This is a genomic window from Nonomuraea sp. NPDC002799 (genome assembly GCF_053592075.1).
In genome coordinates this window covers 215,644-236,020 of record NZ_JBSFVA010000001.1, presented here as the reverse complement: position 1 = coordinate 236,020, position 20,377 = coordinate 215,644, and the positions used below count along the sequence as shown (strand labels likewise).

Sequence of the window (20,377 nt, the reverse complement as noted above, 5' to 3'; positions counted from 1 at the left end):
CATGACCGAATCCGCACGACACCAGGTGGTCGTCAACGACGAGGACCAGTACTCGTTGTGGCCGGCCGACCGGCAACCGCCGGCCGGCTGGCGGCCCGAGGGGTTCACCGGGGAGCAGGAGGAGTGCCTGCGCCACATCGACGAGGTATGGACGGACATGCGGCCGCGCAGCGTCCGGCTGCGCCAGGACGGCACCACCGGAGGTACGAGGTGACGACGGACGGCGAGCGGTTGATGCGGGTGCTGGCGGTCATGATCGCCGAGGCGTCCGACGGCGAGGTCAGCGCCGAGGAGGCGCTCGCGGGCGGCCACTCGCTCTCGGCGCTCGGCCTCACCTCGCTGGCGCGCATCAGGCTCATCGACACGATCGAGGACACCTTCGGAGTCGACGTCGACCTCGGCGGCGACCTGTCCTCCGCCGAACACGTCAGCACCCTCGCCACCTCCATCGCCGCCTCCCTCTCCGCCCCTCCCGCCGAAGAGCTCCCCACCGCGCCCGCCGGTCGCGACGGGCGGCCATGATGACCGCCGCCCGGACGGCGACCGTGGAGTTCAGCGGCCCCCGCTCCGGCGAGGCCACGCTGACCTGGGGACAGCGGCTGATGTGGCGGGCCGTCCACCTCATGGGCGACAGCCAGTCCTTCCTCACCTGCCCCTGGGTGCTGCCCGTCTACGGAAAGCGCGACCTCGCCGCCGTACTGACCGTGCTACGCCGCCTGCTGGAACGCCACGAAAGCCTGCGCACCACCTTCGCCGCCACCCCGGACGGCCCCGTCCAGCGGGTCGCGCGTGACGGCGAGCTGGTCGTGGACCTGGTGGAGGCGGCCGGGGAGCGAGCGCTGCAGGCGGCCGAGCGGATCGCCGGCGAGCTGAGCAGAACGCCCTTCGACCACGGACGGGACCTGCCGCTGCGCTGCGCGGTCGTGACCCACGAGGGCCGGCCGAGAGCGCTGGCGTTCGCCTTCTCCCACCTGGCCGTGGACTTCGAGGCGCTGAGCCTGCTCTCGGCGGAGTGGAAGGCGCTGCTCAGAGGAGCGGACCTGAGGCCGCCGGAATGGCAGCCGATGGACCAGGCGGAGCTGGAGCGCGAGGAGTCGTTCCTGGCCCGCTCGTCCAGGTCGGTCCGGCACTGGCGCTCCGTGCTCGACGAGGTTCCGCTGGACGTGTTCGACCATCCTGCGGGCGAGGCGGAGGATCCGCGGTTCATCGAGGTGGGCATGGAATCGGTCGCGCTCGCCGCCGCGGCCACGACACTGGCCGAACGCTGGACGCTCAGCACGACCAGCGTGCTCCTCGCCGCCTGCGCGACCGTTCTGGCCGCGGTGAGCGGACGCAGGAGGGCGGTCATGCAACTGGTGCACAGCAACCGGCGCGATCCGCGTACCAGGAGCATGGTCGGGACCGTGGGACAGGACGGCCTGTTCGTGCTCGACCTGACCGCCGCCGACTTCGCCGCCACGTGCCGGGCGGCGCACCGCAACGCCCTCGCGGCCTACCGCACCGCGCACTATGACCCCTTCGAGATGCAGGCCATGCGGGCGGAGGTCGGCCGCCGCCGTGGGCGGGAGCCGGACCTGGACGCGTTCTTCAACGACAGGCGCGGCGCCGGCGCCTGGGCGGACCTGCCCGAGCCGGCCCCGGGCGAGAACCTGGCCCGGCGCACCCGGACGCACGTCACGGACGCCTGGCCCGGCGTGCGCTTCAAGGTGTTCTTCACCGTGGGCACCGCTCCAGACACCGGGCAGCTCAGCCTCATCGTCGACACCGCCTACCTCGGGCGGGACACGGCGCGCGCGATGCTGCGCGCCGTGGAGACCCTGCTGGTCCGCAGCCTCACCGAGAACGTGCCGGTCACCGGCGTCCTCGCCGCGGAGGGCGTCGTGCGCGACCGGTGACACGCGTGCCTCAGGCGTCCGCCGGCCTGGGTGGTGTTTTGACGATCTACCCAGGGGAGATGCTTCTGGAGAAGTTTCGCGTACCCCTCCGTTCCAACGCCTGACAGGCGAGACGATCATGAGCGTGGAGTTCGAGTTGCGCTGCCCGATCAGCGCCGATCTCGGTTTCATCCGGGATCTCGTACGCATCCACGGCCACCACTGCGGACTCCGTGGCCAGCGACTGGACGACCTGATTCTGGCCGTCAACGAGGCGGTCGCCAACGTGCTCGACCACGGCGGCACGGCCGGCCAGGTCACCGCCCGCGGCACCGGCGACGCGATCACGGTGGAGATCCTGGACATCGCGGGCCGGTTGACCGGCGACCACCTGGCCGCCGCCGCGCTCGACCCGATCTCCCTGCGCGGCGTCGGGTTGTGGGTGATCCGGGGCCTGTGCGACGCGGTCTGCCTGGAGCGGACCGGTCTCGGCTCCCGGCTGAGCCTGCACATGCACGGTGTGCCGGACCACGTCCAGGTGCCGGCGCCACGCCACGCCTGCCGCATCTGCGACATGGCGGGGGGCGCCGACGCCCTGTCGGAAGGTCTGTGGTGCGCGTACGGGCGCCAACTGGCCACCTGAGCATCCGCCGCCCCGGCCGGACCGCGAGCTGACAGGCTGCTTCAGCCGGTCAGGGCCGCCGCCACGGCGTGGGCCACCTCCTCCGCCGCCAGGAAACACTGGTGGATCGAGCCGCCACGGCCGCCCGCGTCCCCGACCACGTGCACGCCGAGCCGGGGCCGCCGGGCCCGGCAGGCGGCGAGGAGCTCGGCCCGGGGGGTGACACCGTGCGAGACCAGCAGCGGGCCCGCCGCCGGCAGCCACTCCTCGCGACCGCCGGTGCGTACGAGCACCCGGTCCGGTTCGATCGTGCGGATCGTGGACTCCAGCAGGATGCGGACCCGGGGGTTCCCGGTCAGCCGCGGCACCGTCAGGATCTTGGCGCGGCGGCCGACGTCTGGGGCGAGGGACGGTTGCGGGCCGACCAGCAGCACCTCGGAGCCGCCGGCCGCCAGATGATCGGCGACGGCCACCCCCTCACGGTCGGCCCCCCAGACGACGCACGCGGCGGGGACGTCCAGCCGGTCCCGCACGCACGCGCCGGGGACGTCCGGCCGGGCGGCGAGCCAGTCGCGGACGTCGATCACGTGTGGCAGGTCGATGCCGGGAACGCCGGGCAGGTGGCCGGCGCCTCCGGTGGCCAGCACGATGGCGTCCGCGTCGTGCCGGGCCAGCTCCTCCTCGGTGACCGGGACGCCCGTGCGGACGGTGCCGCCGAGCCGGTCCAGCTCACTCGCGCACCACCGCAGGATGCGGTGATACTCCGGGTACTCGGGCAGACGCGCGGCGAGGGCGAACCGGCCGCCGACGTGCTCCGCACGCTCCAGCACCCGCACGCGATGCCCGTGCCCGGCCAGCAGCCGGGCCGTCTCCAGACCGGCCGGGCCGGCCCCGATCACCAGCACCGACACCTTCTCGGCGGGCGCCGGGGGCCGGCCGAGAAACTCCCGGCCGGCCCGGGGGTTGACCGAGCAGGGGATGGGCTCCCCGGTGCCGAGCCGGTCGATGCAGTAGTTGCAGGCGATGCACGGCCGGTAGGGCTCGCCCGCGAGGGCCCGGCGCGGGAAGTCCGGGTCGGCGTGCAACGTGCGGGCCAGGGAGACGAAGTCCGCCTGGCCACCGGCCACGATCGCCTCCGCAGTCTCGGGGGTGCTGATCCGGCCGGCCACGCCGACCGGCAGGCCCAGCGCGCGATAGCGCTCGGCGTACGGGGCGAGCAGGCCGCGCTCCCACTCGCCGGGCTGGATGATCCACTGCCCGGCCTCGTACGAGCCGGCCGAGACGTCGAGGAAGTCGAGCAGGTCCAGCCGGGCGCCGGAGATCAGCTCGAACGTGCGGCCGGCCGTCAGCCCGCCGTCGAACCCCTCATGGGCGGAGATCCGCAGGCCGACGGCCATCTCCCGCCCCGCCCGCGCGCGCACCGCCTCGATGACCAGGTCGAGGAAGCGGGCCGGGCGGGCGAACTCGTCGGTGCGCAGGTTGCGGGCCGGCGAGAGGAACTGGTGCACCAGGTAGCCGTGCGCGCCGTGAATGGAGATCACGTCCACGCCCGCTTCGCGGCACCGCCTGGCAGCCTCCCCGTACGCCTCGACCAGCTCGTACACCTCCCGCGTGGTCAGCTCCAGCGGCAGCTCGCCGCCGGCCGGCAGGCACGGGACGGGGGAGGGGGCGACCGGCCGGAAGCCGCTGACCGCCCCCTGCGCGGTGCGGCCACCGTGGTTCAGCTCGACTCCGAACAGCGACCCGGCCGCGTGGACGGCGGCGGCCAGCCGGGCGATGCCGGGGACGCGGGCGTCGACGTCGGCGCCCATCTGGCGCAGCCGCCCCTTGCCGTCGGCGCGGACGTAGCTCGCCTCGGCGAAGACCAGCGCCGCGCCGCCGTGTGCCCGCCGGACCAGGTAGTCGGCGTAGCGGCCGGTGACGGTGCCGTCGATCTCGCAGTAGTTGCGTTCCATCGGCGCCGCGACGAACCGGTTGCGCAGGCGCACCGGCCCCAGTTTCAGAGGCGAACCGCACCGCATCCCCGCCTACCTGGCGCGTTCGGCGTCGCGGATGGTCCTGTCGGCGTCCCGCCTGGTGATGAAGCCGTCGCGCAGGTTCCGCTCGGTGACCTGGCGGACCTGGGCGACGTAGTCGCGGTGGCCGGGGTACAGCTCGGCGAGGGTCGTGTCGTCGAACGGGACCCAGCTTCCGCCCTGGCGGCAGGCGCTGTTGGTGGCGTCGGTGAGGCCGATGTTCCAGCCGGTGTTGCGCTCCGTCGGGGCGTCGACCGCCGCGAGCCGGATGCCGCCGCGGGCGATCTGGTAGGCGTCCCTGGTCAGGGTGGCGGGGCTGGTGGTGGCGTCGGTGACCTCCAGCTTGGGGCCCGCGGGCGGATGCCGGTCCTCCCGCGCCCAGCGTACGGAGTGGTCGAACATCGCGTTCAGCACGTACTCGTACGGGACGTTGCTGCGCGCCGGGGACACGCAGGGCGCGGTGGGTCCGGCCAGCAGTCCCGACACGCCCGCGTCACGCAGCCGGATCGGGTTGTTGACCAGGTACGCGTGCCGGTCGGAGTGCGAGGCGCCGGCGATCTCCCAGTAGGTGTAGCGGTCGCCGTCGGGCTGGCGGCGGGCGGCCTGGTTGGCGAGGACGTCGTACTCGCTGGCCGTCTTGAAGACCCGCGTGGTCAGGTCGGGGCGGATCGCCACGCCGCCGTCCACGATGGTGATCACGTCGTAGACGGGCGCGAGCGGATGCACGGAGTTGGCGTAGAGGGCCAGCCGGGAGGCCGACTGGGACTGGCCGGTCGCGATCAGCGTCCTGACCTTCAGGTTGCCGAGCGGGCGTGCGCCACGCGGGTCGGTCAGCGCCTTGGCGGCCTGGCTGAAGACGTCGTACGCGAGGCCGTCGTCGATGACGGTGCCGCCCGCGGTCAGGTCGAGGCCGCCGTACCTGGCCGGGTTCCACGCTTTCAGTCCCGCCGGGGTGTGCACGCCGTTGCGCTGGGCGCTCACGCCCACCCACGCGTACCCCTCGTCCAGCAGGTGCCGGAAGGACCGGGACCAGACGACCTCGTAGTCGAAGGTGTTCGTCACGTTGTACCACTCGACGACCGCCGTGCCGTTGAACCGCTTCGGCGCGAGCGGCCGGCGGACCACGATGCGGGTCGTGTAGGGGTGGCCGCTGTCGATGACCGTGCCGGTGGCCTGGTCGGGGGTGGTGTAGCGGCTGGCCGTGCCCGTGATGAGGTACTCCTCCTCGACGTACCCGGCTTTCGCGAGGTCCTGGTCGGTGGCGAAGAAGGGATGGTCGCGGGGCTGGCCGGTCGAGGGGATCGGGCCGGTCACCGTGGGAGCGGGGACGGCGGCGGGTGCGGGGGTGGGTGCGGTGATCAGGGTGAGCGCTAACGTGCCGGCCAGGAGGAGGGGGTGCATGGGGGGACTCCGTCCGGGAAAGTACGAACTAGATAGTTCATAAACTTCCGCGCTCGTGACCGCGAAGTCAAGAGGAAGATTCACTTCGCGGTCACGACCCCGGGTCAGGCGCACTTGCCCGCGAGCCAGGCCCGGTACTCCTTCGTGTAGTTCGTCATGACACTCTTCGGCGCCTGGTCCAGCACGGCCTGCCACTGCGCCTTGTTGCCGGTCCAGGAGGGCGGGGGCTCGTCCCAGGCCACGCTGTCGGTCCAGCGGGCGGCCGATCCCTTGAGCAGCGCCGGGTGACGCTTGGCGAGCTCGCCCTGGATCCAGGAGTCCTGCGAGTACACCAGGATCTGCTGCGCGCCCTGGCGCTCCGTGATCGGGGCCGAGATCTCCTTCCAGGCGTTCACCGCGTACGCGGAGTTCGCCAGGACGCTCTTCGCCTCCGGCTTGATCTCCAGGAGGGCGACCAGCCCCCGCGACTTCACGTGATCCAGCCACTGCCGCAACGAGTAGACCTGCTCGCCCTGGTACGGGCCGCGCGCGATCCGGCGAGCCTGGAGGTTGTCCGCGCCTGCCGTCCACCAGATGTCGGTGATGTTCCGCTTCTCGCCCGTCAGGCCGTTGGTGGAGGTGTTGTGCCACATCACCGCCTTCGTCCCCTCTTTGGTGAGCTGGACGTCGCCTTCCACCCCCTGGGCGCCCCAGGTCTTCTGGTCGTTCACCCCACTCGGGTGGTTGGGCTGGCGCACCTGGTCCTTGGACCAGGCGGTCGCGCCCGTGGGATAGCCGCCGTGCCCGAAGACCGGCGGACACGCGGGCAGGCGGGCCGCCATCGCGGCGGGCACGAGCCCCGTGGTGGTCAGAACCGTCGCCATCGAGACCGCGGCAACAACGTTCATCGTCATCAGCCGAACCCCATCCATGATCGCCGACCGGAAGGGCAGGCTATGGGAAATGTCCGACATCGAGCAACAGCCGAGGACCCGGAGCGTCGCAGCCCGATGATCGCCCGGACGGGTGATGATGTTCGGGAACCACCTGAGCTTGACGGGAGCCCTGCATGCGGATCGGTGTTGTCTTTCCTCAGACCGAGATCGGCGCGGACGCGGGCGCCGTACGCGCCTACGGGCAGCGGGCCGAGGAGCTCGGATTCCGGCACGTCATGGCCTTCGACCACGTCGTCGGCGCCGACCCGGCGGTTCACCAGGGCTGGAGCGGCCCCTATGACGTGCGGACCACGTTCCACGAGCCGATGGTCCTGTTCGGCTACCTCGCCGCGCTGACCTCGCTGGAGCTGGTCACCGGCATCATCATCCTGCCCCAGCGGCAGACCGCCCTGGTGGCCAAGCAGGCGGCCGAGGTCGACCTGCTCACCACGGGCCGGTTCCGGCTGGGGGTCGGGCTGGGCTGGAACGCGGTCGAGTACGAAGCCCTCGGCCAGGACTTCACCACCCGCGGCAAGCGCATCGAGGAGCAGGTCGAGCTGATGCGCCGGTTGTGGACCGAGCCGTCGGTCACCTTCGAGGGCACCTACGACCGGGTGACGGGAGCCGGTCTGGCGCCCCTGCCCGTGCAGCGGCCGATCCCCGTCTGGTTCGGCGCGCAGTCGCCCGCGGCCTACCGCCGGGCCGGGCGCCTGGCCGACGGCTGGTTCCCGCAGATGTCTCCCGGCCCCAAGCTCGACGAGGCCAAGGCCATCGTCGAGGACGCCGCCACTCAGGCCGGACGCGACCCCGCCACGCTCGGCATGGAGGGCCGCGTCAACTGGACGGGCAACGCGGCGGAGTTGCGGGAGGTGGCCCGGCGCTGGGAGCAGTCCGGGGCCACGCACCTCGCCGTCGACACCATGCGGGCGGGACTGCGCACGGTCGACGACCACCTCGCCGCACTGGAGACCGCCGCCGACGCCCTCGGCCTGCGCAACGGTTAGGCCGAGGTTGCTCCTTCCGCGCTCAAGGCCAAGGATGGTCTCCCATGGATGAGGAAGGCATTTCCTCCGAGCGTTTCACCGTGTCGATCGGCCTGCACGACGTCTTCACCGTCGCCCGCGCGGCGGGCGAGCTCGACTACAGCTCCGCGGGACTGCTGCACCAGCAGGCGCGAGACGCCTGGCAGGCGACGCCCGCCGCCGGACTGGTCGTGGACCTGCGCGGTGTGACATTCTGCGACTCCATGGGCGTCGGCGTGCTGGTGCTGCTGCTCAAGCAGAGCCGTGAGCAACAGAGCAGCCTGATCCTGTCGGGCATCCCGCCCCTTCTGGAACGGATTCTGACGATCACCGGCCTGCGCACCGCGTTCCAGGTGGCGGATTCGGTGGAGGCGGCCATCCAGACCTTGCGGACGCCGCCCCGATCGGACACCGGCCCGGACGACCAGACCGGCTCGGGCGCGGATGCCTGACCAGACGGCAAGGAGGCCACCGTGCCCGTCCATCGCCTGCCCGACAACCCCAGCCTCGAACGGCTCCGTGAACAGGCCAAGACCCTCCTCCAGGACGTGCGGGCGGGCCTTTCCGAGGCCCGCGGGCTCGTCACCGAGTTCCATCCCCGGCCGCCGGAGACGCCCGAGCTCTCCGACGCGCAGCTCGTCACCGCCCGCCGGTACGGCTTCGCGAGCTGGGCCGAGCTGACGGAGCACATCGGCACCATCGAGCGATACTCCCGCTCACCGCACCGCGTCGGGCCGAGCGAAGAGTTGCCGGAGGAGTTCCTGCGGCTCGCCTGCCTCACCTACGGCCACGACCACGCGGGCCGGACCGGGGAGGCCGGCCTGCTGCTGGCCCGGCATCCGCACCTGGCCGCCGCGAACGTCTTCACGATGGCGGCCACCGGCTCGGCCGACGCGCTGGCCGGCGCGCTGGCCGCGGACCCGCGACTGGCCCGGACCCAGGGCGGCCCCTTCGGGTGGGAGCCGCTGCTCTATCTGACGTACGCGCGTCTCGACATCGCCGCCCCGTACGTGGCGGCGGCCCGGCTGCTCCTCGAACACGGCGCCGATCCCGACACCGGATTCCTCTGGGACGGTCTGACCTCACCGTTCACCGCGCTCACCGGCGCGTTCGGCGGGGGAGAGAGCGACCAGCCACCGCATCCGCAGGGATGGGCGCTGGCCAGGCTGCTGCTGGAGGCCGGAGCGGACCCCAACGACAACCAGACCCTCTACAACCTCGGGCTCGGCGGCTCCTTCTCCGACGACACCGCCCACCTTGAGCTGCTGCTGGAGTTCGGCCTGGGCCGTGGCGAGGGCGGGCCGTGGCATGCCCGGCTGGGCCCGGCACTGCAGTCCCCGCAGCAGATGGTGCGCGACGAACTGGCCACCGCCGCACTGCGCGGTGGCCCGCGACGCGCCCGGCTGCTCCTCGCCCACGGCGCGGAGGTGCACGGCCTCGGCGGCCACCCGGTGTATGACGGACGCACACCGTACGAGCTGGCCCTGCTGAACGGGCACACCGAGGTCGCGAACCTCCTCGCCGCCGCGGGCGCTTAGGCCGGTCAGGACTGACCGCAGGTCGCGGGGCAGATCTTGACCTCGGGGTAGCGTGCTGATGGTTTGTCCAGGATGGACTGTCGTTTCGACTTCAGGTGCTGGTCGAGGAAGGCTGCCACGTACGTGCGGGTGAGCTCGGCGGCCCGCGCCGCGGGCAGGGCGTCGTAGGCGGGCGTGAGGCCGAGGACGCCCGCCAGCAGCGGGCCGTCGGTGAACGACTGGTGGTCCGCGCCCGTCAGCACGAGCCAGCGCTTCCACCCGGTCAGCAGCTTCCAGTCGCGGTCCCACGAGTTGTCACGGCCGCCGGAGGCGTGCTGGGGCGAACCCAGGAACATGAACGGCCGGGAGAACCCGCTCTTGGGGATCCGGGCGTAGGTGGTGCCGTCCATGTCGATCCCGGCGCGTATCCGAGGGTCCTTCAGCATGGCCGCCATGGCGCCGGCCCCGCCGATCGACTGGCCCGCCATCGCGATCGCGGAGCGGTCGATCAGGTCAGCACCGGCCCACTTCGCCGGCAACTGGTCGAGCACGAAGGAGACGTCGGCCGCCCGGCCCTGGACCACCCCTGGGCCGAAGCCCGGGTCCGTGTCACTGTCGCACGCGAGGCATTCGGCGACCCGCCCGTCGGACAAGGTCGTGGCATAGCTCTCGTAGGTGTGGTCGATCCCGGCCACGACGTACCCCCGGCTGGCCAGCTCCTCGGCCAGGGACGTGAGCGTGCTCATCGGCTTGGTGAAGCCGGGGGAGAGCACGACCAGCGGCAGCTTCCGCCCGGCGGGTTCGGCGTCTTTGATGGCGTTCGTGCGGGTCTTGCTCAGCGTGTCGGACGGAACGCCCGCCGCCCGCAAGCCCTTCAGCGTGAGCTCCGCCTCCTTCGGCGTCATGTACGGCGCCCGCTGCCCGTCCCGCTGCTCGGTCGGATACCACAGGGTGACCTTGAGCTCCCTGGCATCGACGTCGAGGTTCCAGGGATCGGGGCGGGAGGTGTCCTTCAGGTGCAGGGCGGTGGTGCCGACCGGATGGGCGCCGGTGGGGGCGGGCAAGGCGGCGGGGCTGGTCGGCGTGGGGGACGGGTTGGCGGCGGACCGGGGCGGCAAGGGTGCGGAGCAGGCGGACGCGGCCAGGACGACCAGTCCCGCGGCGACCGCCAGGAGCTGTCTCATCGAGAGGTACCTTCACTTGTGCAGCAGGGCCAGGGCCTTGGCCAGCGCGGGGTCGCGCCCGGCGGCCGCGTCCTCCGGGGTCAGGGGCACGTGGTGGTCGGGGGGCACGCCGATCCGGTCGATCACCTCGCGATCGGGCCCCAGGTGGTGCCTGGCGGGGAAGCCCAGCAGGGTGTTGTTGCGCAGCAGGTATCCCTGTGACGGTCCGGAGATGACGCCGGCCGTTCTGGTGCCGACCAGCCGGCCGGCGCGCAGGTCCTTGACCGCGGAGCTGAAGTGTTCGCAGGCCGAGGCGCAACTGCGGTCGGTGAGCACCGTCAGCGGCAGGTTGAGCAGCTCGACGGTGTCGTCGGTCCGCAAGGTCTCGCACTTGCCGTCCACCGTGCACAGGTAGGCGGTGACCTTGCCGTGGGCGAACGCGCTCACCAGCCGGATCGCTTCGGTGGGGCTGCCGCCGCCGTTGCCGCGCAGGTCCAGCACGACGCCGGTGATCGTCCGGCCGGCACGCAGCCGGGAGATCGCCTTGAAGGCCCTGTTCGCGGAGTCGGGAGCGAATCCGCGCAACCGCACATAGGCGATGTCGTCGTCCAGCAGCTTCGACTGCACCACCTGCAGCTCGGCCAGATCCCGCTGGTAGAGGCCGGGCTTGAGCGTCACGCTCCAGCGGCGGCCGGTGCTCTGCCGCGAGAGCCGCAGCCGGACCGGACGCGCCTCCGGGTAGCGCGGGTAGAGGGCGGCGATCGCGGGGGCCGGCTTCCCGTCGATGAAGGGCGCCGATCCGTTGACCGATTCGATGACGTCACCCGGGCGCAGTCCGGCGGCCTGCGCCGCGCCGCCCTGCACCTGGGTGACGAAGAGCGGCGGAAGGGCGACGCCGGGGTTGCCGGCCACCTGCGGGCCGTTGACGTTCGCCAGGAGACCCAGGCCGTAGCCGTCACCGTCGTAGTAGTCGGGCGGCCGCTTGACGTCGTGCGCCCAGGAGGCGTGATTGTCGCCCAGACCGGCCACGATGGCCTCAAGGGTGGCGACGGCCAGCTTGCCGCGAAGATCGGGAACCTGATCGGTGACCTTCCGGTAGACGGCCTCGAAGGCGGCCCAGTCGGCTTTCCGGTCGCCGGTCAACGCCGGCATGGTGGCCTCGGGCAGGTCGCGCCCGTTGCGGTTGAGCTCCTGGGTCAGGGCGACGAATCCGGCGTTCAGCAGCGAGCGGGCGTCCAGCGTGGCGCCGCTGTAGTAGTTGCCGAGGATGCAGAAGTACGCCTGCTCGATGACGTCGATCGTGGTGGCCGTCTCCGCCCCGGGAGCTCCCTGGGGCGTGGCGCAGACCGTACCGGCTGCCGTGCCCGTCTGGTTGCGCGGCGGCGCCGGCGCCGTGCAGGCCGCCGCCAGGAGGAGGGCGAGAACGGCGGTCGCGGTCCTGATGACGGTCATGACAGGCGCCTGCGGATCCACCAGAAGGACAACCAGGTCAGGCCGAGGGTGAGCAGGGCGTAGATCCCCGTCTCGATCCACTGGAAGGGCCAGAAGCGCTCAAGGGGCTGGTAGGTCGCCTGCTGCCGATAGCCGAGCCGGTTGATCTCGACGATGCAGCCGTCTCCGCCGACCGCCGACGGTGCGCAGGGGCCCGACGTGGTGGAGATCTGGGCGGCGCCCGCGGCGCCGGTGCCGAGCGTACGTCCGGACGGATCGATCAGGTTGGTGGACAGGACCCAGGCGCCCGCGTGACCGGGAACGGCCGCCCGCAGTTGAATCTCGACGAATCCGCCTCGGTCCCGGTTGATGCCGATGCCGTCCACGTTCGTCTTGCCGAGCTCGAAGGTCGCGGTGATCGGGGGCATCAGGTGGGGCCGGACCAGCAGCGGCATGGCGAGCTGGAGCGCGGCGAAGACGGCCAGGGTGAGGGCCATGGCGGGCAGCGTGCGGCGCACCAGCATGCCCACGGTCACACCGAGGACGAAGGCGAAGGCCGCGTATCCCATCGGGGTGATGCCGCGCGCGCCGAACACCAGGGGAGCCATCAGGGCCAGGTTCTCAGCGGCTGATTTGTCCAGAGGGTCGGACCACCAGGTCACCATGAGGCCGCACAGGCCGGCGACGGCCACGGCGGTCAAGCCCATGAGCCCGAGCTTGACCGCCAGCCAGCGGCCGCGGGTGATGCTCTGGTTCCACACCATCAGGTGCGTGCCCGCCTCCAGCTCGCGGGTGATCAACGGTGCTCCCCAGAAGAGCCCGGCGAGGGCGGGCAGGAGCAGCACGACGAGAGTCAGGGCCATGAACGAGGTCTCGTACTCGCCGAAGAAGTGGTCGTAGAAGCGGTCGCAGGAGTTGTCCTGGGTGCAGGCCGCGATCCCGGCGGAGTAGTCGGAGACCAGGCCGGGGCCGGTCAGGGCCAGGACGATGGCGAGGAGGACGAGCAGGGCGGCCATCATCGCGGCCGAGCCGCGGAACTGGCGCCAGGTCAGCCAGATCATCGCTGCACCTCCAGGGCGACTCGCCGGTTCTCGGCGGTGCGGTTGTCCATGTAGGCCAGGACGAGGTCCTCCATGGTGAGCTGGGTGACCGTCCAGGCGGGGTCGTGGACGGCGGCGTCGGTGCGGATGACGTACGTGCTCTGCCGGTCGGTGTGGCGGGCGGAGATCACCTGCTGGTCGGCGGGGAGCCGGTCGGGGTCGCGGCGCGGCCCGGTGAGCCGGTGATGGGTGGCCAGCAGCTTGTCGGTCTCTCCCGCCACCTGGACGCGGGAGTCGACGAGCACGATCAGGAAGTCGCAGACCCGTTCCAGGTCGGAGACCAGGTGGGAGGAGAGCACGACGCTGAACTGGTGCTCGACGGTGGCCTCCATCAGTCCCTGCAGGAACTCACGGCGGGCCAGCGGGTCGAGCGAGGCGACCGGCTCGTCCAGGATCAGCAGTTCGGGCCGCTTGGCCAGGCCCAGGGTGAGGGCGAGCTGGGCGCGCTGGCCGCCCGATAATTTCCCCGCCCGCTGGGCGGGATCGAGACCGAGCTGCGCGATACGCTCCCGCGCCATGGTGGCGTCCCAGCGAGGATTGAGCCGCGCTCCTAGACGCAGGTGCTCGGCGATGCTGAGCCCGGCGTAGACGGGGGTGTCCTGGGCGACGAACCCGACCTTGGCCAGTTGCGCCGGGCCGCCGGCGGGCCGCCCGCCCAGCACCGTGAGCCCGCCCGCCGTCGGCTCCAGCTGGCCGCTGGCCAGCTTCAGCAGCGTGGTCTTGCCGGCTCCGTTGGGGCCCACCAACCCGACGACGTGCCCGGCGGGGATGTCGATGGTGCACTCGCGTAGTGCCCAGCGTTTGCCGTATCTCTTGCCCAGTCCCTGGGCCTGCAGGACGGAAGTCACGCTATGTCCTCCTGAGAGGTGGTCCGAAAGGTGGTCATGAAGAGGGCCTCGATGCTTTCCTCGTCGAGGCCGGCCCGGCGGGCCTTGGCCAGCCAGCGCTGCAGCTCCAGCCGCAGCGGGCCGTGCGCGGCCAGGGAGGTGTCGGTGAGCGTCGCCGTGACGAACGTCCCCACCCCCGGCCGGGCGGCCGCCAGGCCCAGGTGTTCGAGCTCCCGGTAGGCCTTCAGCACGGTGTTGGCGTTGATCGCCAACTGCGCCACGACCTCCTTGACGGTCGGTAGCTGGTCGCCCTCGCGCAGCACGCCCAGCCTTAGCGCGTGCCGTACCTGCTGAACCAACTGCAGGTACGGCGACACACCCGACCTGCCGTCCAGATGGAACTCGATCACCGGGTACTCCATTTATCTAGCTTGCTAGCACTTTAGAGTTCCCAATGTTAGGGGATCATAAGGATCGGCGCATGGGCCGCGCCCGGCGGCTTGAAGCGGCCCCAGGTTGGCGGCGATCGACCTGCGAGCTCCTCGCCGGAGTCTTCGTCGAGCGGCATCGGCGAGGTGAGGCGCAGAGGACGTTCGCCTCTCGGGATGCCTGTCGCGGGCACTCCCGGGGCCACTTAGGTCAGATGGGGGGAGGGGAGCACCCAGCCTGATGCGGCGGTCATGGGTCTCGCCTCTTCGGCTCGGTCACACGCGGGGAACGACACCACGCGGAGCCGATGGCCGTTGTCACACGTCAGTGCCATGCCCCCGCCCTGTCCACGAGGCGGGGGCACACGGTCACGGTCAGCCGTCGGTCTGCGGCGGCCAGAGCATGGCGTGCTGGCCGTCCGGATACATCGCCGTTCCGACAGCCGCCGACCTGCCCCTGCGATACGCCACTTACATCGGGTTTGAGTCGGGAAGCCCGACGCGTCCTCAATTACGAATCCCAACGAACCAGGAAGGAAAACCCCGCGGACCCGTGGAAACCCGCCCACTCGGCGCGACAACCGGGCCCATCACGCTGACCGCAGCGTAAAATCAACCCTCAGCCGAACCGCTTACCCGACCATACGAAGCTCGTGAAGGATCGAGGCCTAATCCTCCAGACGCCTGACGGCAGACGGTTCGACGACGAAGAATCCGTCATGGGTAGTGCACGCGCCAGGCGGTTGGGTGAGAGTAGAGATCCCAGGGACGAGTGGTTTGAGATCCGGCGGAAAATCCGATCCGCCCGCCGTAAACAATGCACCCTCGAAGATCTGTCCAACTTGGGGAATTTCGATGCCTCGCCTGCCGTCTGGCGCGCGGACCGGTTCCGTACCCTCGGGCCATAGGGGAACCAGCGTCCTGAATTGCCGATCGGGATCACCATGTCTCGTAGCCACAAGGCACGACTCACTTTCCACCCACTCAAGTCGTGCCGTCAACGGCATCAAGGTGGAGTAGAACTCCCCCCGATATACAGCGATGGCCGGGTCGGTGCCAATAACGACGTGGCAGACTTCGTCCGACGGGCACGGATCAGGCGGAGCGGCTGTGGATGATCCACTTCGGCCGGCGTCTACGGTGCATGCCACTAAACTCACGGCCGCAACAAGCATCGCGGTGACTTCGGACAGTCGTCTCACGGAGACAACCCCTTCTGGCGAACCAACATGAGTTGGTCAAGCTGAACGTGGTGCAGTTGCCGCTCGTGACTCCAAGAATTCTCATGGACCGGCGCTCATCTTCGCGGACGATGAATGGCGAGCTTTCACCGGAGGTGTCCGGATCGGCGAATTCGACCTGTAGCAGGGCCACCCAAACGACTGTTCAGTCAATTCCACGGACCGGACGAGATGGGAGTCATCGCCGAACCCTCCAGGGCGACCATGTTCCCGTACCGTTTCACAGTTCCACGGCCGGATCGCGTGCGACATCGTTCCTCACCCTCAACCCTCGCTGTTCTCGACGACGACCACTTGTTGGGCGTGCAGTATGGCCGCTGCGGCCCAGCTTGCCGACCCGATGACACAGGCCGGACGGCTGTTGAGGATGTCGTCGCGGCTGTGGATAAGGGCTTCGGTGGAATAGGTGGTTACCTAATCTGGAGTGTCTTCTAGGTGGACCTGGCCTTCAATAGGTATTGATGTAATGGCCCATTCTGGAGGAGGAGACATGGCGCGCTGGCATGAAGTCGCTCAAGCCCTGCGCGAGGCCATCGCCGCAGGCGCCTACCCACCCAGCACCAAGATTCCGACAGAAGACCAGCTAGAGCAGCAATTCGGCTGTAGTCGAACTACCATCCGCCGCGCGGTCGCCCAACTCACCGCCGAAGGTCTCGTTCTTCCGGTTCGCAAGGGCGGCACTACTGTCCGGGAGCAACCCGAGCGGCAACCCCTCACCCTCGCCACGCACGTGTACCGCGACGAACTTGGGTACTACTTCAGCCGCACCGTGCAAGATCTGCGCCCTGTAGAGCCGCCCACGGTAAGCCAACGGCCGTGCCCGCCCGATGTCGTTGCCCTGTTAGGACTCCGGACCGGCGACCCAGTGATCATTCGCGACCGTGTGATGGGAGATCCCGAAACGGGCCGCGTCATCCAGTTGGCCACCTCCTACCTGCCCGCTGACCTGGCAGCCGGGACCGTGCTGGCCGAGGCCGACACGGCGCTGGCGGCATCTACGACCGCATGGAGGGTGAACTCGGCTGGGGCCCACTCGACTGGCAAGGTGTGATCGCTGCCAGGGCCGCAACCGCCGACGAAGCGCGCCTGCTCCATCTGGCACCAGGAGTGCCGGTGCTCACCATCACACGTACCGCTATCGCCACGGCTGGGACCGCCGAGGGCCGCATTGTCGAAGTGAACGTCACCCGCCGCGACGCAAGCCGTTTCGAGGTCCGTTACCCGATCACGCGCGACGTCTGACCCTGAGCAATAGTGCGGCAACCGCCTCCGGGGCCTCATGCATGGCGTCGTGGCCGGTTGGGAGGTCGTGGACCTGCCACTCGGGATCGGCTTGGAGCCGGGTGCGGAGTTCAGCGAACGGCGTCCGGTCTTCCCATCCCGAGCAGTAGACGAACTCCCGGCGGGGGACCTGAGCGAGCGTGCCGGTGAGCCGGATCGTTTGCACGAACGAGGCGAGAGGATGGGGACGGCGGCGGGGATCGCCGCCGTCCGGCGGCCGGACGGCGTAGCCGGTGGTCGCAGCGCCGGCCGCGAACACTTTCCGGTAGCGCTCGGTCGTCGACGACCAGCACGACTCGCCATCGCGCGGTACGTAGGCGTCGAGATGCACCAGCCGTGAGATCCGGCCGTCAGCACGATCGGCGGCGGCGGCGATCACCATCCCGCCGTAGCTGTGGCCGACCAGCGTCGCGCTGGTGATGTGGGCGCGATCGAGGAGCCGCAAGACGTCGTCGGCGTGCGTGTCGAGGTTGGCGGTCGCGATCGTCGCGTTGTCGTCGTCCGGCCGCAGACCGGTCAGGGTCAGGGCGTGAACGGCATGACCGGCACGCTCCAGCAGCGGAACCACCGCCTCGAACGACCAGGAGCCGTGCCAGCCGCCGGGCACGAGGACGAACGTCGCCATGCGTTTCTCCTTCTCTCTCAAGCCGCGGCATCGAGGCACGCTGCCTCGATGCCAGGTGGTTCGGCCGGGCGCTCTGCGCGACCGAAGACCACTCCGCAGGAGGAAGTTTCACCAGATCAAGGTGTGGCTGGCCACCGATAGGATGCCAACTGATGCCTGTTCGCCGCCAACCTCGCCGGATCGCCGGTGTGACGTCACATATGTGGCCGTCCGGTGGGCGCCACCTCTGGTCATCCGGTGAAACAAGCGCGGCGCAGTCGCACGCACGGGGACACCTGGTGTACGCAGCCAGCGGCGTCCTGGCAGTACACACCGAGCGCGGCACGTCGATCGTTCCCGCCAACCGGGTCGCCTGGACCCCCGCCGGGTTCACGCACGACCACCGCGCCCACGGCGACACCGATATGCGGATCGTCTTCCTCGCGCCATCCCTCGCCCGGCTCATCCCAGCCCGTCCCGCCGTGTTCCTGGCCTCCGACCTCGCCCGTGAGGTCCTGCTCGCCCTGACCGGCCCCCGCAACTACGACGCCGCCGCGCCTGGCTACAGCCCCTCCGCGCGCTCTCGCCTCCTTCGGGTCCTCGTCGATGAACTCCGCGAAGCACACGAACAGCCCCTGCACCTGCCGGAGCCACGGGACGACCGGCTGCAAGCCATCGCCCGGATGTTGTACGAGAAGCCGGCAGACAACGCCACGCTGGCCGAACTCGGGAAGACCATCGGAGCCAGCACCCGCACCCTCAGCCGACTGTTCCGCAACGAACTCGGCATGACCTTCTACGAGTGGCGCACCCAGCTACGCATCTACCACGCGCTCGTGCTCCTCGCCGACGGCCACGACACCACCCAAACCGCCTACGCCTGCGGATGGGCCAACCCCAGTGGCTTCATCGCAGCGTTCACCGAGATCATCGGAACGACCCCGGGCCGCTACCGAACCGGTCGCCAGACCACCGCCCGCGCATCTCAACTCCCGACGGCGGGCAAGTCCTCGGGGTGATTCGTACGTCGATGGGCCACGGCTCGGCGGCTCGTTCGTTCTGCTCGGTCCGCAGCGGTGCCGGCAACAGCCTTTGCCGCGGTTCGCCCGCCCAGCCGGCAGCAGACCGCCGCGTCCAACCTCAAGGAGGAATATCCGTGAGCGTGGTGGCGACCTTCTCCGTGGTCAAGACCTCAGCCCACACCACGATGCCGCCAAGTGGTCCCGAGTCCACCCCCCAGCGCAGCGACAACTGCTCCACCAAGAGCAGGCCCCGGCCATCACAGTCGCCATCCCCCGCCTGGCGTGGTTGAGGAGTCTTGATGCCCCCTTCATCGGTCACCTCGACACGTGCCAGCGCATCGTCGATCGCCGACACTTCCAGGATTACGAAGCCGCCCGGCCGTCCCGACCTCGAATGAGCCACCGCGTTGGTGATCAGCTCACTGACCACCAATCGCACATCGTCCACGTCCCGATGCCCCGCCGCCGTCAGGATGCGCCCCACACACAGCCGGAGAAGAGAGACCGATGCGTTCACCCCCGGCACCAGCAGTTCGGCGAGAAGTCGCGGCCCGCTCACGGCGCGACCTTCCGAAGCGGTAGTTCCGCATCGACTTCGTGACGCGCCAGCGCTTTCTCTAGTCGCGAAACGTGAGCAAGGCGCTGCACTTCGTAGTCGCTGAACGGCATAGCGGCCCTCACCTTCTGGTCTGGCACTCTGGACGGCCTTATGGCTGGGGGCGGATGCGATCGGCGGCCAAGCCATCGCCCAGCGTCATGATGTGCTTACGCTTCGCATTCTGTCAATGCACTGTGCAGATTTGGAGTGACCTGTGCAATAGCACTCAATGGTAGGCGTCGATCTGCCACACTTGGCGGCATGTCTTCAACCCACAGTCGGACGGTGAGACTGCGACGACTTGCGCGTGAATTGCGCAAAATGCGAGAAGACAGTGGGTTGACACCCGAAGCTGCCGCAGCTCAACTCGGGTGGAGCCGAAGCAAGGTCAGCCGAATCGAAACAGGCCGGACGACGGCGAGCCGTTCTGACGTTTCATCGGCTTGCGACCTCTATGGGATCAATTCAGGCGATCGCGCTCTTTTGGTCGAGCTGGCAAGTCAGGCACGAATACGCGGCTGGTGGACCGCCTACTCCGACGTATTCACAGGCTCGTATGTCGGCTTGGAAGACGATGCCGCCTTGATCCGGCAGTGGGAGGTGCAGCTCATTCCGGGGCTGCTCCAGACCGAGGACTATGCCCGCACGGTCATCTCGCAACATCGCCCCGAGGGGGAGGTGCAACGCTGCGTCATGGCCCGGATGACTCGACGTACGCTGCTGAGCCGTCCCGATGCGCCGAGGCTCGACGCCATCATTGACGAAGCCGCCATTCGCCGCTCCATCGGCGGTCAGCAAATTATGGACGAGCAGCTCGGAGCACTGCTGATCGCAGGCAGGCGCGCCAACATCTCCGTCAGGATTCTCCCTTTCAGCGCCGGTCATCATGCCGGACTCGAAGGAGCGTTCACGATCCTCAGCTTCTGGGAGGACATCGACCCAGACGTTGCCTACGTGGAGGGAGCGGGTGGCGACATTTACCTAGAAAACGCCGAACAGGTGGAGCGCTGTAAGGTGTCATTTGAGCGGATTTCGGACGCCGCTCTGTCTTCAGATGATTCCTTGCGACTGATCACGAAAGTCAAGGACGAACGATTCTCATGATCGATCTCTCTCGGGCCGAGTTTCACAAGAGCAGCTACAGCGGTAGCGGCAACAACTGCGTTGAGGTAGCGACCAACGTCCCCGGCGCCGTCATCGTACGAGACAGCAAAGATCGCGGCGGCCAGGTTCTGGTCTTCACACCTGAAGAGTGGAAGGCATTCGCTCGCGGCGTGAAGGACGGCGAGTTCGATCTAGGCTGAGCCCACGTCAAGT

Annotated in this window: 22 protein-coding genes and 1 pseudogene; 13 read left to right on the top strand and 10 right to left on the bottom strand. The window is 69.6% G+C overall.

Going from position 1 to position 20,377, the window contains the following annotated elements; all coding sequences use genetic code 11:
• The first annotated feature begins 1 nt into the window (after position 1).
• The 4 genes from ACWD0F_RS01055 (at position 2) to ACWD0F_RS01040 (ending at position 2,517) form a co-directional block, all read left to right on the top strand.
• A complete protein-coding gene (locus ACWD0F_RS01055; RefSeq protein ID WP_449871496.1) occupies positions 2 to 214 on the top strand; it encodes an MbtH family protein in 213 nt (70 codons plus the stop codon).
• Complete coding sequence (locus tag ACWD0F_RS01050) at positions 211 to 522, top strand: acyl carrier protein (RefSeq protein WP_449871494.1); 312 nt, start codon at positions 211 to 213, stop codon at positions 520 to 522. Before ACWD0F_RS01055 ends, ACWD0F_RS01050 begins: the two co-directional genes overlap by 4 nt.
• Complete coding sequence (locus ACWD0F_RS01045; protein ID WP_449871492.1) at positions 519 to 1,895, top strand: condensation domain-containing protein; 1,377 nt, start codon at positions 519 to 521, stop codon at positions 1,893 to 1,895. The genes ACWD0F_RS01050 and ACWD0F_RS01045 overlap by 4 nt, the downstream gene beginning before the upstream one ends.
• 118 nt (positions 1,896 to 2,013) lie before the next feature.
• Positions 2,014 to 2,517: an ATP-binding protein gene (locus ACWD0F_RS01040; RefSeq protein WP_449871490.1), complete on the top strand. Its 504-nt coding sequence runs from the start codon at positions 2,014 to 2,016 to the stop codon at positions 2,515 to 2,517.
• A 41-nt stretch (positions 2,518 to 2,558) separates the two neighbouring features.
• Here ACWD0F_RS01040 and ACWD0F_RS01035 read toward each other — a convergent pair whose 3' ends face one another.
• The 3 genes from ACWD0F_RS01035 to ACWD0F_RS01025 form a co-directional block, all read right to left on the bottom strand.
• Positions 2,559 to 4,517, bottom strand: a complete 1,959-nt coding sequence (locus ACWD0F_RS01035) for an oxidoreductase (protein ID WP_449871488.1) — start codon at positions 4,515 to 4,517, stop codon at positions 2,559 to 2,561.
• 6 nt (positions 4,518 to 4,523) lie between these two features.
• On the bottom strand, positions 4,524 to 5,912 hold the full coding sequence (locus ACWD0F_RS01030) for an alpha/beta hydrolase domain-containing protein (protein WP_449871486.1): 1,389 nt from the start codon (positions 5,910 to 5,912) through the stop codon (positions 4,524 to 4,526).
• 104 nt (positions 5,913 to 6,016) lie between these two features.
• Positions 6,017 to 6,799 (bottom strand): glycerophosphodiester phosphodiesterase family protein, encoded by a 783-nt coding sequence (locus ACWD0F_RS01025; RefSeq protein WP_449871485.1) that lies wholly within the window; start codon positions 6,797 to 6,799, stop codon positions 6,017 to 6,019.
• A 161-nt stretch (positions 6,800 to 6,960) separates the two neighbouring features.
• On the opposite strand from ACWD0F_RS01025, the gene ACWD0F_RS01020 reads away from it, so the two are divergent.
• The 3 genes from ACWD0F_RS01020 to ACWD0F_RS01010 are packed head-to-tail and all read left to right on the top strand — an operon-like array spanning position 6,961 to position 9,386.
• On the top strand, positions 6,961 to 7,830 hold the full coding sequence (locus ACWD0F_RS01020) for an LLM class F420-dependent oxidoreductase (RefSeq protein WP_449871483.1): 870 nt from the start codon (positions 6,961 to 6,963) through the stop codon (positions 7,828 to 7,830).
• Between the two features lie 44 nt (positions 7,831 to 7,874).
• Positions 7,875 to 8,300: an STAS domain-containing protein gene (locus ACWD0F_RS01015; RefSeq protein WP_449871481.1), complete on the top strand. Its 426-nt coding sequence runs from the start codon at positions 7,875 to 7,877 to the stop codon at positions 8,298 to 8,300.
• A gap of 21 nt (positions 8,301 to 8,321) precedes the next feature.
• Positions 8,322 to 9,386, top strand: coding sequence for a hypothetical protein (locus tag ACWD0F_RS01010; RefSeq protein ID WP_449871479.1), 1,065 nt, complete (start codon positions 8,322 to 8,324; stop codon positions 9,384 to 9,386).
• 5 nt (positions 9,387 to 9,391) lie between these two features.
• On the opposite strand, the gene ACWD0F_RS01005 is transcribed toward ACWD0F_RS01010, so the two are convergent.
• The 5 genes from ACWD0F_RS01005 to ACWD0F_RS00985 are packed head-to-tail and all read right to left on the bottom strand — an operon-like array spanning position 9,392 to position 14,308.
• Positions 9,392 to 10,549, bottom strand: coding sequence for an alpha/beta hydrolase family protein (locus ACWD0F_RS01005; RefSeq protein WP_449871477.1), 1,158 nt, complete (start codon positions 10,547 to 10,549; stop codon positions 9,392 to 9,394).
• Positions 10,550 to 10,561: 12 nt separating this feature from the next.
• Positions 10,562 to 11,980: a S41 family peptidase gene (locus ACWD0F_RS01000; protein ID WP_449871475.1), complete on the bottom strand. Its 1,419-nt coding sequence runs from the start codon at positions 11,978 to 11,980 to the stop codon at positions 10,562 to 10,564.
• The gene (locus ACWD0F_RS00995) at positions 11,977 to 13,020 is read right to left on the bottom strand and encodes an ABC transporter permease (RefSeq protein WP_449871473.1); all 1,044 of its coding nucleotides are present in this window, start codon (positions 13,018 to 13,020) and stop codon (positions 11,977 to 11,979) included. Before ACWD0F_RS00995 ends, ACWD0F_RS01000 begins: the two co-directional genes overlap by 4 nt.
• On the bottom strand, positions 13,017 to 13,907 hold the full coding sequence (locus ACWD0F_RS00990; protein ID WP_449871471.1) for an ABC transporter ATP-binding protein: 891 nt from the start codon (positions 13,905 to 13,907) through the stop codon (positions 13,017 to 13,019). Before ACWD0F_RS00990 ends, ACWD0F_RS00995 begins: the two co-directional genes overlap by 4 nt.
• On the bottom strand, positions 13,904 to 14,308 hold the full coding sequence (locus ACWD0F_RS00985; protein ID WP_449871469.1) for a GntR family transcriptional regulator: 405 nt from the start codon (positions 14,306 to 14,308) through the stop codon (positions 13,904 to 13,906). Before ACWD0F_RS00985 ends, ACWD0F_RS00990 begins: the two co-directional genes overlap by 4 nt.
• Before the next feature lie 1,263 nt (positions 14,309 to 15,571).
• Between ACWD0F_RS00985 and ACWD0F_RS00980 the strand changes: the two are divergent.
• The 3 genes and pseudogenes from ACWD0F_RS00980 to ACWD0F_RS00970 form a co-directional block, all read left to right on the top strand.
• Positions 15,572 to 15,679 (top strand): annotated as a pseudogene (locus ACWD0F_RS00980) (DUF397 domain-containing protein); the annotation flags it as partial.
• A 366-nt stretch (positions 15,680 to 16,045) separates the two neighbouring features.
• On the top strand, positions 16,046 to 16,606 hold the full coding sequence (locus ACWD0F_RS00975; RefSeq protein WP_449871467.1) for a GntR family transcriptional regulator: 561 nt from the start codon (positions 16,046 to 16,048) through the stop codon (positions 16,604 to 16,606).
• Entirely contained in the window at positions 16,561 to 16,797 is a 237-nt protein-coding gene (locus ACWD0F_RS00970) for a UTRA domain-containing protein (protein WP_449871465.1), read from the top strand. The genes ACWD0F_RS00975 and ACWD0F_RS00970 overlap by 46 nt, the downstream gene beginning before the upstream one ends.
• On the opposite strand, the gene ACWD0F_RS00965 is transcribed toward ACWD0F_RS00970, so the two are convergent.
• Entirely contained in the window at positions 16,781 to 17,461 is a 681-nt protein-coding gene (locus ACWD0F_RS00965; protein WP_449871463.1) for an alpha/beta fold hydrolase, read from the bottom strand. The two genes, ACWD0F_RS00970 and ACWD0F_RS00965, sit on opposite strands and share 17 nt — an antisense overlap.
• Before the next feature lie 278 nt (positions 17,462 to 17,739).
• On the opposite strand from ACWD0F_RS00965, the gene ACWD0F_RS00960 reads away from it, so the two are divergent.
• Positions 17,740 to 18,459, top strand: a complete 720-nt coding sequence (locus ACWD0F_RS00960; protein WP_449871461.1) for an AraC family transcriptional regulator — start codon at positions 17,740 to 17,742, stop codon at positions 18,457 to 18,459.
• Positions 18,460 to 18,580: 121 nt separating this feature from the next.
• Here ACWD0F_RS00960 and ACWD0F_RS00955 read toward each other — a convergent pair whose 3' ends face one another.
• Positions 18,581 to 19,021 carry an ATP-binding protein gene (locus ACWD0F_RS00955; protein WP_449871459.1) on the bottom strand — a complete coding sequence of 147 codons (441 nt, stop codon included), beginning with the start codon at positions 19,019 to 19,021 and terminating at the stop codon, positions 18,581 to 18,583.
• A 324-nt stretch (positions 19,022 to 19,345) separates the two neighbouring features.
• Here ACWD0F_RS00955 and ACWD0F_RS00950 point away from each other — a divergent pair, with 324 nt between their 5' ends.
• Both ACWD0F_RS00950 and ACWD0F_RS00945 read left to right on the top strand, forming a co-directional pair.
• A complete protein-coding gene (locus ACWD0F_RS00950; RefSeq protein ID WP_449871457.1) occupies positions 19,346 to 20,164 on the top strand; it encodes a helix-turn-helix domain-containing protein in 819 nt (272 codons plus the stop codon).
• Positions 20,161 to 20,364: a DUF397 domain-containing protein gene (locus ACWD0F_RS00945; protein ID WP_449871455.1), complete on the top strand. Its 204-nt coding sequence runs from the start codon at positions 20,161 to 20,163 to the stop codon at positions 20,362 to 20,364. Before ACWD0F_RS00950 ends, ACWD0F_RS00945 begins: the two co-directional genes overlap by 4 nt.
• The last annotated feature ends 13 nt before the right edge of the window (positions 20,365 to 20,377 follow it).

What these genes read in the sequence shown, in the direction of transcription:
- ACWD0F_RS01030 (WP_449871486.1), bottom strand. Translation starts at nt 5,912, where the DNA reads ATGCACCCCCTCCTCCTGGCCGGCACGTTAGCGCTCACCCTGATCACC.
- ACWD0F_RS01005 (WP_449871477.1), bottom strand. Translation starts at nt 10,549, where the DNA reads ATGAGACAGCTCCTGGCGGTCGCCGCGGGACTGGTCGTCCTGGCCGCG.
- ACWD0F_RS01020 (WP_449871483.1), top strand. Translation starts at nt 6,961, where the DNA reads ATGCGGATCGGTGTTGTCTTTCCTCAGACCGAGATCGGCGCGGACGCG.
- ACWD0F_RS00945 (WP_449871455.1), top strand. Translation starts at nt 20,161, where the DNA reads ATGATCGATCTCTCTCGGGCCGAGTTTCACAAGAGCAGCTACAGCGGT.
- ACWD0F_RS00985 (WP_449871469.1), bottom strand. Translation starts at nt 14,308, where the DNA reads ATGGAGTACCCGGTGATCGAGTTCCATCTGGACGGCAGGTCGGGTGTG.
- ACWD0F_RS01055 (WP_449871496.1), top strand. Translation starts at nt 2, where the DNA reads ATGACCGAATCCGCACGACACCAGGTGGTCGTCAACGACGAGGACCAG.
- ACWD0F_RS00970 (WP_449871465.1), top strand. Translation starts at nt 16,561, where the DNA reads ATGGAGGGTGAACTCGGCTGGGGCCCACTCGACTGGCAAGGTGTGATC.
- ACWD0F_RS00995 (WP_449871473.1), bottom strand. Translation starts at nt 13,020, where the DNA reads ATGATCTGGCTGACCTGGCGCCAGTTCCGCGGCTCGGCCGCGATGATG.
- ACWD0F_RS01035 (WP_449871488.1), bottom strand. Translation starts at nt 4,517, where the DNA reads ATGCGGTGCGGTTCGCCTCTGAAACTGGGGCCGGTGCGCCTGCGCAAC.
- ACWD0F_RS01025 (WP_449871485.1), bottom strand. Translation starts at nt 6,799, where the DNA reads ATGAACGTTGTTGCCGCGGTCTCGATGGCGACGGTTCTGACCACCACG.
- ACWD0F_RS00965 (WP_449871463.1), bottom strand. Translation starts at nt 17,461, where the DNA reads ATGGCGACGTTCGTCCTCGTGCCCGGCGGCTGGCACGGCTCCTGGTCG.
- ACWD0F_RS01015 (WP_449871481.1), top strand. Translation starts at nt 7,875, where the DNA reads ATGGATGAGGAAGGCATTTCCTCCGAGCGTTTCACCGTGTCGATCGGC.
- ACWD0F_RS01000 (WP_449871475.1), bottom strand. Translation starts at nt 11,980, where the DNA reads ATGACCGTCATCAGGACCGCGACCGCCGTTCTCGCCCTCCTCCTGGCG.
- ACWD0F_RS00975 (WP_449871467.1), top strand. Translation starts at nt 16,046, where the DNA reads ATGGCGCGCTGGCATGAAGTCGCTCAAGCCCTGCGCGAGGCCATCGCC.
- ACWD0F_RS01040 (WP_449871490.1), top strand. Translation starts at nt 2,014, where the DNA reads ATGAGCGTGGAGTTCGAGTTGCGCTGCCCGATCAGCGCCGATCTCGGT.
- ACWD0F_RS01045 (WP_449871492.1), top strand. Translation starts at nt 519, where the DNA reads ATGATGACCGCCGCCCGGACGGCGACCGTGGAGTTCAGCGGCCCCCGC.